Annotated in this window: 6 protein-coding genes; all 6 read left to right on the forward strand. The window is 42.2% G+C overall.

The annotated features are described in order from the left end of the window. Window positions 1-1,879 (forward strand): glycosyltransferase (locus tag VMW01_08380; protein HUW06265.1); only part of this gene is annotated, 1,879 nt, incomplete at its 5' end. Window positions 1,880-1,910: 31 nt separating this feature from the next. Further along, the gene (locus VMW01_08385; GenBank protein ID HUW06266.1) at window positions 1,911-2,609 is read left to right on the forward strand and encodes a DUF1003 domain-containing protein; all 699 of its coding nucleotides are present in this window, start codon (window positions 1,911-1,913) and stop codon (window positions 2,607-2,609) included. A 101-nt stretch (window positions 2,610-2,710) separates the two neighbouring features. Continuing rightward, on the forward strand, window positions 2,711-4,744 hold the full coding sequence (locus VMW01_08390; protein HUW06267.1) for an ATP-binding protein: 2,034 nt from the start codon (window positions 2,711-2,713) through the stop codon (window positions 4,742-4,744). Window positions 4,745-5,131: 387 nt separating this feature from the next. Beyond that, window positions 5,132-9,190 (forward strand): two-component regulator propeller domain-containing protein, encoded by a 4,059-nt coding sequence (locus VMW01_08395; protein HUW06268.1) that lies wholly within the window; start codon window positions 5,132-5,134, stop codon window positions 9,188-9,190. 389 nt (window positions 9,191-9,579) lie between these two features. Beyond that, window positions 9,580-10,626 (forward strand): glycoside hydrolase family 130 protein, encoded by a 1,047-nt coding sequence (locus tag VMW01_08400; GenBank protein HUW06269.1) that lies wholly within the window; start codon window positions 9,580-9,582, stop codon window positions 10,624-10,626. A 52-nt stretch (window positions 10,627-10,678) separates the two neighbouring features. Continuing rightward, window positions 10,679-10,867 (forward strand): hypothetical protein (locus VMW01_08405; GenBank protein HUW06270.1); only part of this gene is annotated, 189 nt, incomplete at its 3' end.

The following is a 10,867-nucleotide window of genomic DNA, read 5'->3' on the forward strand; positions in this document are numbered from 1 at the left end:
TCATCCGGATGAGGCACTTCAGCGAAAAGTTGTGAGAATTGCCGCTGCGTGTGAGTCTATTGTTGTAATGACTCACAATTCGGCAGAAATACTTATGAACGATTACGGTGTTGCACCTCAAAAAATTGTAGTTATTGCCCATGGAACGCACCTAGTTCCTCACTTAAGCGCTAAATCGTTAAAGACGAAGTACGGACTCAAGGGCCGAAAGGTACTCACAACCTTTGGGCTGCTTAGCTCAGGAAAAAGCCTCGAAACAACCTTGGAAGCACTGCCAGCCATTATTAAGCAGAGCCCCGAGGTGATATTTCTGATAATTGGGAAAACGCATCCAGAGGTTGTAAAGGCCGAAGGTGAGAGGTATCGGCAAATGCTGGAAGCAAAAGTAAAGCATGACTCACTTCAGGAACATGTAAAGTTCATAAACAGCTATTTAGCACTACCCGAATTACTGGAGTACCTTCAGCTTACCGATGTATACCTATTTACCACTAACGATCCTAATCAGGCAGTAAGCGGAACCTTTGTTTATGCCATGAGCTGTTCATGTCCCATTATCTCTACGCCCATTCCTCATGCCAAGGAGATACTAACCCCGGATACTGGAATAATATTCGATTTTCGTAATTCCAAACAGCTGGCCGATGGGGTTATTCGGCTACTCAGCAACGAGCCTTTGCGCAGAAGTATTAGCTCCAACACGTTGCAGAAGATAGTCTCCACAGCGTGGGAGAATTCAGCCGTAGCCCATGCCATGCTTTTGGAACGAATTGCCGGCGACAAGATTACGTTGAAGTATAACCTGCCGGTAATCAGCCTTAACCACGTTAAGGAAATGACCACCAGTTTTGGCATTATTCAGTTCTCAAAAAACAATCAACCCGATATCCGCACAGGCTATACCATTGATGATAACGCCAGAGCCATGGTGGCTACCTGTATGTACCATAAGCTTAGGGGCGATGCAAAAAGCGTAGCTGAGATTCATAAATATCTCCATTTTATTAAGTATTGTCAGCAGCCTGAGGGTAACTTTTTAAACTACGTTGATAAGGACGGTAATTTTACGGAGCAAAATTTCACTACCAATCTCGACGATGCAAATGGGCGAGCCATTTGGGCACTTGGGTATTTAGTGTCGTGCAAGGATTCCCTGCCATTAGAGATGATCTCCGAGGCAACCGCCATTATGGAAAAGGCACTGAAGTACGTCGTAAGTGTGCACTCTACGCGGGCAATGGCATTTACCATTAAGGGGCTTTACTACTATCTTACCGTGGTAAAATCGCCTCAAAACATTGAACTTTTAAAAACGTTAGCCAACCGGTTGGTACAGATGTATAAATATGAATCCAGTGCAGAGTGGGCCTGGTTCGAAGGATATCTTACCTATGCCAATAGCATACTACCTGAGTCGCTGGTTTACGCATGGTTGTTGCTTCACGATGACGAGTATAAGGAGATTGCTATCTCTTCGTTTAATTTTCTTCTATCTAAAATCTTTAATGAGAATGGGATAGAGGTAATTTCCAACAAAGGTTGGCTACTAAAGGGTCAGGAGCCCGAGCGTTTTGGTGAGCAGCCCATTGATGTGGCTTATACCGTAATGACGCTGAGCAGATTCTATGATGTTTTTATGGACAAAAGCTACCTCCAAAAAACGGAGACGGCCTTTAGCTGGTTCTTGGGCAACAACCGCCTTCATCAGATTATTTATAACCCAAGTACCGGTGGCTGCTACGATGGTCTTGAGGAGATGCATGTGAACCTAAACCAAGGTGCTGAATCAACGGTAAGCTACCTTATGGCACGGCTAACCATGGAGAACTACCACTTACAACCGCCAACCGCAAAGGCGAAAGGCACACTTAAAGCATAATTTGAACTCGAACCTCATTACAATTGATCCTATGAAAACATTCAAGAGTGACTTGTCAAATAACGAATTCCCGATTTCGGAGCGAGTATCTGGCCGGACGTTAAGGTCATCGTTATTGGGCTTGATTCAAAAGGAGTATCCTCAGTTTATCAGTGATAGCTTTTTGTCGAGGAGCGAGCTGGATCACTACCGCGAGGCCTACATTGAGCACTTCCTCAAGAATCAGGTTGGCAAAATTTCCAAGCTCGAAAAGACGGTAATGACCTCCTTAATGAAAAACACCACATTAACGGACAAGATAGATGCCGAGGATAACGAGGCCATAACCTTTGGGCAAAGAATTGCCGACAAGGTTGCCATTTTTGGTGGGAGCTGGACCTTCATTATTTCGTTTGGGCTATTTCTACTGGTTTGGATCTCCATAAATATATTGTGGCTCGCCAACAGGGCTATCGACCCCTACCCGTTCATCCTTTTAAACCTTATTTTGTCGAGTCTGGCTGCCATACAAGCACCCGTAATTATGATGAGCCAAAATAGGCAGGAGGAGAAGGATCGAGAGCGAGGGAAAAAGGATTACATGATTAACCTTAAGTCGGAGTTGGAAATTAGGATGCTGCATGAGAAAATTGATCACCTGATTGTCAACCAGCAGCAGGATATTTTGGAGGTGCATAAGGTGCAAATCGAGATGATGAACGATATCCTTAAGCGCATTGGCAGGGGATAAATGGCTAGCGCAACACAGGGATAGTAGCTTAACTTAATGTTTATGCATAGCGCTTTACTGGTTTCTTTTATTTTCCTATAAACCATCAAAACTTCATTGTGATGAATAGTACAGAAGGATTTACTCGCCGGAGCATTGGAAAGATTAAGCAGCTCATTAGATCTCAACTAAAAAATGAAGATTTATTTGGCCACCATAATTTTATGCTAGAACAGGATATCGTACTCCAAAAACTCAAAGAGCAGCTGACTGTTCTTCAAAGTATTTCCGAATCTGTAAACGGTCCATTTTTTTCAATTGATAAGGCTTTTAAGTATACCTCCTTTAACAAAGCGCATGCCTCGGCAATGAAATCATTGTATAATGTCACTATTGAACTTGAACATGGTATATTGGATTATGTAACAAAGGAAGAGGACCGTGAAAGGACTATTCTGAACCTAACAAGAGCCTTAAATGGGGAGCATTTAATCGAAGAATCATTTATTGGAGAATTACAATCAAGCCGTACCTATTCAGAGTTAACACACAAACCAATTTACGACGATAACCAACGGTTAATTGGAGTTTCGGTGATGAATAGAGATGTTACCAAACGTAAGCGTGCCGATGATAAGTTGCACGCCTCCGAAGTACGTTATCGACGCCTCTTTGAAGCAGCACAGGACGGCATCTTAATTCTTGATGCCATAAGCGGAGAGATTGTTGATGTAAATCCGTTCATTACAAATATGCTCAAGTATAGTCACCAAGAATTATTGGGCAAGGAGCTTTGGGAAATAGGTGCGTTCAAAAATATTGTTGCTTCAAAGGAGGGTTTTGTTGAATTGCAAAAAGAGGAGTATATCCGTTTTGAAGATATGCCACTGGAGACAAAGGCTGGAAAGTTAATAAGCGTTGAATTTATTAGTAATGTTTACCTAGCCGATAATAAGAAGGTTATTCAGTGCAATATTCGCAATATTTCTGAACGCAAGTTAGCCGAGGAACAGCTGTTAATTGCCAAAAATAGGGCTGAAGAGAGTGACCGTTTAAAAATTGCTTTTCTGCACAACATTTCGCATGAAATCCGAACCCCCATGAACGCCATTGTTGGCTTTGCAGGGTTTCTTGATGACCCCAATTTACTTCCCGAAAAGCGTAAGCAGTACACCGATATTATTATACAAAGTAGCGATCATCTACTTTCCATCATCTCCGATATAGTTAGCATTGCATCTATTGAGGCAGGGCAGGAGAATATTTTGGAAGATGAAGTCAACATCAACTTAGTTGGCAAGTTTATCCAAGATCAATTCTGCCTTAAATCCGCAAACCCGAATGTTGCTCTTCGGTTCCAAGCTTCCCTAGCTGACGATAAAGCAACTATAGTAACAGATGCAACCAAATTTAAACAAATACTGACCAATCTTGTGGGCAATGCGCTCAAATTCACCAACCAGGGTCATGTGAATTTTGGATATAAGTTAAATGAGAACCAGCTGGAATTTTATGTGGAAGATTCCGGAATAGGGATTTCTCCAGATATGTATGAGGAGATATTTAAACGCTTTCGTCAGGTTGAAACCGACTCAGCCCGAAAATATGGTGGTTCAGGGTTGGGGCTCTCCTTATCAAAAGCTTATGTGGAGATGCTCGGTGGTAAAATTTGGTTAGTTTCCGAGATGGATAAAGGCAGCGTGTTCTATTTCACCCTTCCATACGAGCAGGAAAAGTTGAACGATTTATCTGATGATCTATCGGCTAAATCCCTAGCTTTTGAGTTGAAAAAGCCAGTAACCCTATTAATTGCAGAGGATGAGGATTCTAACTTCATGCTGATTGAAGAATTTTTATCCGAACAGATGATAACCATTATCCGCGTAATAAATGGCACTGATGCCGTTGCCCTTTGCAAGTCAAATTCGAATATTGATATGGTGCTGATGGACATAAAGATGCCAGAGATGGATGGTTTCGAGGCCACAAACCAGATTAAAAGGTTTAGGCCCAATTTGCCCATAATTGCTCAAACAGCTTATGCTGGCGATGTGGACAAAAACAGAGCATTGGCCTACGGCTGTTCCGATTATATCTGCAAGCCATATAAAAAGGAGATGTTACTTGCTAAGGTTTATGAGTTTCTGCCAAAATAAATTCAGCTATTCCTCGGTACTCAACCTCACAGGTTTGCTATTGATGATTTCCATACTTCGCTGTAGCTTCCTTAGCAAAAAGGAGCTGGCACCTGCCTCGAGGCAAGGTTTCTTTGAAAATTGGCTACCGATTGGAGTTGTGCATACTCCTTAGGTAAGGTGAGTTGTATATTGAGCCAAGCCACGTTAAAGTTCTGGGAATGAATTGCTTGAAAAGCAAATCTTGCCGATCTATTTTTTTATTTGTGTAAAGTGGGTCGTCTTAGCTAAGTCAGTTCAAGCCGAATAATGCTTTTATTTACCATATCTCGTTGCCGTTGTTTCACACGATTCCCATATTTTTCTATATTTACTGATTGACGTTTGGTTGCTTATTCGGTATTAACAATGGCGAGGAAACTTATTAATCTTTTATTCTTCTTATTGTTATCTCATTCCCTAAGTGCGGAATATAGAACCAACGTCCATTCAATTTCACGCAGAGAAGGTCTTTCGAACAGTGCCGTGAACACAATTGTGAAGGATTCGGAGGGCTATATTTGGTTTGGAACATGGAACGGCCTTAACCGGTATGATGGGAGTAATATTGTTACCTACTTACCCGGAAGCAACTCGAATTCCATCCACAACCATGTTATCCGCGAATTATTCCCAACTGCAGCCGGCCCCATTTGGATGCTTACCAACAAGGGCATAGGGCTGTATGACAATATTCATGATCGTTTTTCCTCCTTTTTTGCCAAGGAGTCGGAGCAGATGAACTATGAGAACGATATTGCAATCTGTTACTCAGATAGCTACGGTACTCTTGTCTCAATATTGGGCCGTGGCATTTTTCGATTCGATAGCACGACAAATCAATTCAGTAAAATTGTATTCGATAAAGCGTCACAAAATGCTGCATTAAGTATTCAGCGGATATATTTTGTTGAAAACCAAGCATACTGCATCACCGTAAAGGGTCAGCTGATGAAGATTTTTGGCCATCGGCTTGAAGCAATTATGCAACTCCCCATAACTGGTGCAATATTGTCGTCAATTGCAGTCACCGTCAATGGTTGTCCTTATATGCTGATCACTCAACGCGCAAGGGCTGCCCTCTTGGTTAACCTTAATAAGAAAGTAGTTCAACCGCTTAGAATTCCTAACGATGTAATTACAGCAGTTGCCCATTCTAACGAAAAAGAGAAAATTTGGGTAGGTACCGAAAAGGGTAAAATTTACAGTTTAAATCTGCTGACTGGCATTTTTACTGCGTATAACATCCTATTAAATCAGTTTATTCACAGTCCAATTGCTACCCGAATTTTAAGCATTTATGAGACTGATTCGGATATTTTGTGGATTGGAACCGATGGTAACGGTGTGTATACTTTAAAGCTTACAGAATTTCCAAATACGAGCTTATCGTCAAATCAGCTGGCTTACCCAATTGTTAGAAGCATACTGGTGACAAAGAAAAACGACGTTTTTATAGGTACGAAGGGTGGGGGGATTGATGTGTTTGATGCCAATGGAAAGCATATCCGGGAAATTTCGGTTAAGGATGGCTTGAGCAATAATTCCGTACTTTCGTTCCATGAGCACGATGATGGGTCAATTTGGGTTGGCACCGATGGTGAGGGCGTGGACATTATATCACCTGATTACAAGACTATTAAAAATTTTCCACGCGATTTTAAGTGCTCCAACCCCTTAAATTTTGCATCCGTATACCGCATATTAGAAGACAGCGATCAAAGGATTTACCTTGGGACCAGTGGCTATGGTGTAATTAGGATAGACCTCGATAAAAAAACAGGCTTAGTGCCAATTAGCTGCGAACAGCTTATTCTTGATAAAAGTGTTGACTCACGAGACCAACAAAAGCAGATAGTTTATTCGCTTACAGAAGAAAAGCCGGGGACGATCTGGATTGGAACTAGAGGATTGGGGGTTTACCGCTACAATACAATTACCAAAAGGGTCATCGCGCAGTATTCAACTTCATCCCATCCCGCACTAATAAAAAATGATGATATTCTTTCTCTATGCAGTAGTCCTGCCGGGCAAATATGGGTGGGGAGCAGCAATGGTATTTTCAACCTAATACCAATTTCCTCCGATTCAGTGATTGTAACCAGATTAAATGCCCAGTTCGACCTCTCCAACACAAGTATCCATGCATTGCAATTTGATAATGAGAATGGTCTATGGCTAACTACCAACGAAGGGCTTTCATTAATTGATAGCAGCAGAAAAAATGTATGGAGCTTTAATACAAATGATGGGCTAATTAACTTTGAGTACAGCGATGGGGCTTCATTTTTCGATAAGAAAACAGGTAAACTATACGTTGGAGGTACCATGGGTGTGGATATTATCCAAACGGATAAGATAAAATTCACCTCATACTTTCCGCCTATCGCTATCAATAAGCTTCTTGTTCGGAATTTGCCAGTAGAAATTGGCAATAATAGCATCCTTACTAGCCGTATTAACCATCAGAAAAGTTTGCGGTTAAATTACAGCCAGAACTCCCTTACTTTTTATGTTGTTCCTCTTGCATACTGGGGGCAGGAGCGCCATCGGATTTCGTATCGCCTAATCAATTTCGACGATACATGGATAACCAATAACCCGAACCAGCCAATTAGTTTTTCCAATCTAGCCCCGGGAACCTATCGTTTACAGCTGCGGGTAAGTGATGAGAATGGCAACTGGTCGAAGAATATTCGTGAAGTTGAAATCATTATCAATCCACCATTCTGGCGGACTCTTTGGGCAATTTTTGGATATATCCTGATTGTTATAGGAATACAGTTCTTCATAATTAGAGCATATCGAAAGCGAGAAACAAGGAAGAAGGAGGCTGCGCTGCGTGAATTTGAAAAGAAAAAGGGAGAGGAGCTCCAAAGCTATAAGATTGAGTTCTTTACCAACGTAGCCCATGAGTTCCGAACGCCGCTTACACTTATTACCTCGCACATTCATGCGCTGCTTGAAGATACTCGAAATACTATCGAAAACCCTCGATTGCTAAAAGTATACAACAACAGTATCAAGTTACAGAAATTGGTGCTGGAGATTATGCAGTTCCGAAAGTTGGAAAAGGGGAAGGAGCTGTTAAACATCCAGCTTACTAAACCTGTCGAACTCATCCGTGAAGTATTTTCTGATTTCGAACTGTTGGTGCAACAACGCGATATCCACTGCAAGGTTGTTGCCTCCGACCCCCAGCTTACCTTTAAAACAGATGCCGATAAGTTTCAGCGTATCGTTACCAACTTGATTTCGAATGCCATAAAGTACAATAGGCAAGGTGGTTTTGTAGCGGCTTTTATTACAAGAGACGAATCTTCGCTAACGGTTGTAATTGAAGACAGCGGAGTCGGAATCAAGCCGGAATTCAGTCAAAAAGTTTTTGAACCTTTCGGGATATCTTCGGCAACACGAAAGGGGAGCTTTCCAGGATACCGATCTACGGGTCTTGGCCTTGCCGTTACAAAAGGGCTGGTTGAACTTCTCAAGGGAACGATTTCTTTTGAAAGTAGGCTGGGTGAGGGGACCAAGTTTACTTGTATTTTCCCCGATGTCCAAGCGTTGAACTTAGGTGTGCTGCCCAAGGAGCAGGATTTTGAAAGTAATGAAATTGGGTTTATCGATGAGGCTAAACCTAATCAACCTGTTGGGAATCCAAAATTATTGGAGGGAAAGCCCCTTATTCTTCTGGTTGATGATGAGCCGGAAATACTTGTGTTGCTTCGCGATTTTTTGAAGGCAGATTATAACATCATCTTTGCCGCCAATGGCATTGAGGCTTATGAGAAAGTTATATCCTTTAAGCCTGATCTGGTTGTTTCGGACGTGATGATGCCTGAAATGGATGGCATTGAGCTCTGCGGTAAGCTGCGCGAAAATTTTGACACTAGCCACCTGCCTATGATTCTCCTTACGGCTAAAGCCGAAATAGAAGATAGGATTGCCGGGTTGAAGGCTGGTGCCGATTCATACATTCCTAAACCTTTTCACCCCGAGCATTTAAAGGTTCGCATTGAAAAGTTGCTACAGCTGAGGGCAAGTATTCGAACTCAATTCGGCAAGATAGATGACAACCCTGCTCTGGTTACGGAGATTCCAGATCCATTTTTTCAGAAGCTGCTGAACTTCATTGATGAGAACATCGAGGACGATTCTCTAACATCGGAGAAACTTTGTGAAAAGTTCGCCATCAGCAAGTCCTCGCTCTACAATAAGACCAAATCGGTGCTAGGAACCACTCCACATCACCTCATAAACCAGCGCCGCCTAAGTAGGGCTGCCATGTTGCTAAAATCTACCAGCATGACTGTAAGCGAAATTATTAACCAAATCGGTTTCACCAGCAGAACCCATTTCTACGACCTATTCAGCAATGCTTATGGATGTTCCCCTTCAGACTATCGGAACAAACGAACAGAAAAGTGACCTACCATTACCCCTTTATAAGATAAAGTATTAGCGTTGTGGATGTTTGAGGTTTTCGCCCTGTATGAGCTTTAGGCTACAGCACATGGTCTATCTTGATAGTAGGACTGCCGAGGTTCGTCTTCAAGCCATTTATAGCACGCAATTCCCACCTTTCATTGTTGCCTTTGATTTAGACACTTAGCCTGGTTAAGATAGGAATTATCGCCTTCTGAAATCGATTGCATTTTTTAATTACAGAATTGCCTTGCTGGTGTAAATGGTACCTTTTTTTGGTACCATACACCGTGAAATTGGCCATTATGTACTATACCGGACAAGATTGGGAATATGGCGGACACCCTTTTCTGCAATCGATTGTAAGTTTGCTTTTGATAAGATTTACTACAATGGATATCGCACAACGATTTACTCAAAACCCACTGCTTCGTCCCGCTGATTTGAAACCCGGAATTAAAGGGATGGAGATAGTTTGCCTGCTTAACCCAGGTGTTTTTCAATTTGATGGAAAAATATGGCTCTTACTCCGGGTTGCAGAAAGGCCCAAGCAGATTAATGGTAAGATCAGTTTTCCTGTATATAATAGTAAAGGAGTAATTGAAATTCTAAGTTTCGATAAAAACGATCCCGACTTGGACACCTCGGATCCTCGAATAATCAACTATAAGAAGAAGGATTACCTTACTACACTCTCCTACCTCAGACTGGTTTGCAGCGATGATGGCATTACGTTTTATGAGCCAGAGGGCTATCCCCCTATCTTCGGCAAAGGAGAGCTGGAAACTTTTGGCGTAGAGGACTGCCGTGTGGCAACCACAGCCGATGGCTTTAATCTTTCGTTCACTGAAGTATCAGAATTTGGTGTTGGTGTTGGATTAATCCGAACTAAGGATTGGAAAAACTTCAGCCGCGAAGGGATGATTTTCCCCCCCCATAATAAGGACTGTGCCATTTTTGAGGAAAAGATTAATGGGCTGTACTTTGCCATGCATCGTCCCAGCAGCCCTGAGCTAGGTGGAAACTACATTTGGTTGGCCGAATCGCCTGACCTGATTCACTGGGGTAAGCACAAGTGTATTGCCACAACACGTCCAGGAATGTGGGATTCAAAGCGGGTAGGCGCTGGTGCACCACCCATCAGAACAGAAAAAGGATGGCTAGAAATTTATCATGGTGCTAACGCTGACAATCGTTACTGTTTAGGTGCCCTATTGCTGGATATTGATGACCCTTCCAAGGTTCTTGCTCGGAGCGTTGATCCCATTATGGAGCCCATTGAGGCCTATGAACAGACTGGTTTTTTCGGGAATGTAGTGTTTACCAACGGACACTATGTTAAGGGCGATGACATCTATCTCTATTACGGGGCAAGCGATGAAGTGATATGCGGTGCCAAGCTATCGATAAAGCAAATTTTGGAAACATTGAAAGATTAACGCAAGCACAAGGGAGTTAAATCAAGCAATCAAATTTGATAAGAACTATTTTATGAAAAATAAAATTTTGACAGAGTTTCGCTTTTTTATGTCCATGCCACGGGATATGCGCCTTGTGCTTATTACCAATATGATTTATGCATTTGTATTACCCATTATTGACATCTTTGTTGGTGCATACATTATGCGCAGCTCCAATAACCCTTCGATGGTTGCGGTATACCAGCTATGCGTTTACACG

The organism is Williamwhitmania sp. (genome assembly GCA_035529935.1).
Lineage (GTDB): Bacteria > Bacteroidota > Bacteroidia > Bacteroidales > Williamwhitmaniaceae > Williamwhitmania.